At 41.2% G+C, this 1,283-nt stretch carries 2 protein-coding genes; both read right to left on the bottom strand.

The features are described 5' to 3' along the window. Positions 1 to 234: 234 nt before the first annotated feature. On the bottom strand, positions 235 to 453 hold the full coding sequence (locus CDZ78_RS20540) for a hypothetical protein (protein ID WP_087871599.1): 219 nt from the start codon (positions 451 to 453) through the stop codon (positions 235 to 237). Continuing rightward, on the bottom strand, positions 428 to 1,105 hold the full coding sequence (gene parA, locus CDZ78_RS20535) for a ParA family partition ATPase (protein WP_087871598.1): 678 nt from the start codon (positions 1,103 to 1,105) through the stop codon (positions 428 to 430). The genes CDZ78_RS20540 and parA overlap by 26 nt, the downstream gene beginning before the upstream one ends. Positions 1,106 to 1,283: the final 178 nt, after the last annotated feature.

The raw sequence follows: 1,283 nt of genomic DNA, 5'->3' as shown, positions 1-1,283 counted from the left end.
TTTCTTTTTCCCCTTGCCAAACTTTTTCCCTTTATCAAAATATCGCGGGTCGCTTCCATCATAATTAAGGTATAAGTACAGCTTCCTTTATTTCAAGCTACGTAACACATGCCTTTGAAAATTCAATCATGCTATGACCTCCTTTTATTGGTTCATTTTCGGTTCAATGCTCATTTTTGAACCAGTACAAAAAACTCAAAAGAATAAGAGTGTATTTACTTGAATGAGTAAATGCTAATTTATTTTTTTACTCAAATGAGTAATCCATAGTTCACGGGTAATTTCTGACACGGTGCGCCCCTCTTCTATGGCTCTAACTTTAATTCTTTTATATAGATTTTCTTCTATATCTGCATTAAGTCTCTTTTTCTTTCTGCCCTCGCCCTTAATATCTTCTAATATTTTGGCCTTGGCTTCTTCACCCTTACTAGGCCGTTTTGATGATAGTGCCATTTTCTGCGCCCTCCTTTGATGGTGTTGCAATAAAATTAATTAATTCATCTGTAAGGGCGTTCATTTCGTCCATAGCCGCCCTATTTCCAGAATCATAAACCGTTAAACCTTCGGCGGCTGTCTGGGGGTATGCTTGCCGCTGCATGATACAATTATCAAAAACAGGTAGGCCATATTCTGCTAATGCCTCCCCGATCTCTCGACCTAATTTTGTACGCTTTATTGCACGGGTTATTACAAAGGATGTTTTCGGCGTTCCGTCTGTTACTTCCTGCCGCGCTTTGATAAACTCGACCAAATCAGAAGCCGCCCATATATCGTATGGGCTTGGTTGTACAGGTATCAAAACAAAATCAGCCGCTTTTATTCCTGCCGCTATCATATCCTCAAGCTTTGCCGCTCCATCAATAATCACATAATCATAAGAAGCCCCTACACTAAAAAGAGTTTTCATGTTTTTAGCTCTATCCAATGCAATAAGAGGCAAGGGGTTATTTTCTGCGGCTGCGTGCCAATCTCTCGCGCTGCCTTGCGGATCACTATCTACAATAAGAACAGACAAACCACGCTCATGCAAAGCCCTTGCAAAGTTAGTGCTTAGGGTAGTTTTACCACTCCCGCCTTTAGGGTTTAATATTGAAATTATAGGCATTATAAAAACCTCTCTTGTGTTAATGTTCTTTTACTCTTATTGTCAAAGAATGCAATCGCTGTCAGCCCCGGACGGGCTGATAGTCTCCAGAAGGCGAAGGGAAATTTGCCAATCCGAAGTGCGCGATAGCGCCCGAGGGAGGCTAAAATTTTATCCCGAATAGCCGTAGAGCCATTTG

Origin of the sequence: Bathymodiolus platifrons methanotrophic gill symbiont (assembly GCF_002189065.1) — a bacterium.
Lineage (GTDB): Bacteria > Pseudomonadota > Gammaproteobacteria > Methylococcales > Methylomonadaceae > Methyloprofundus.
Note: the sequence above shows the minus strand (reverse complement) of the source record. Positions and strands in the feature narration are given on the sequence as shown.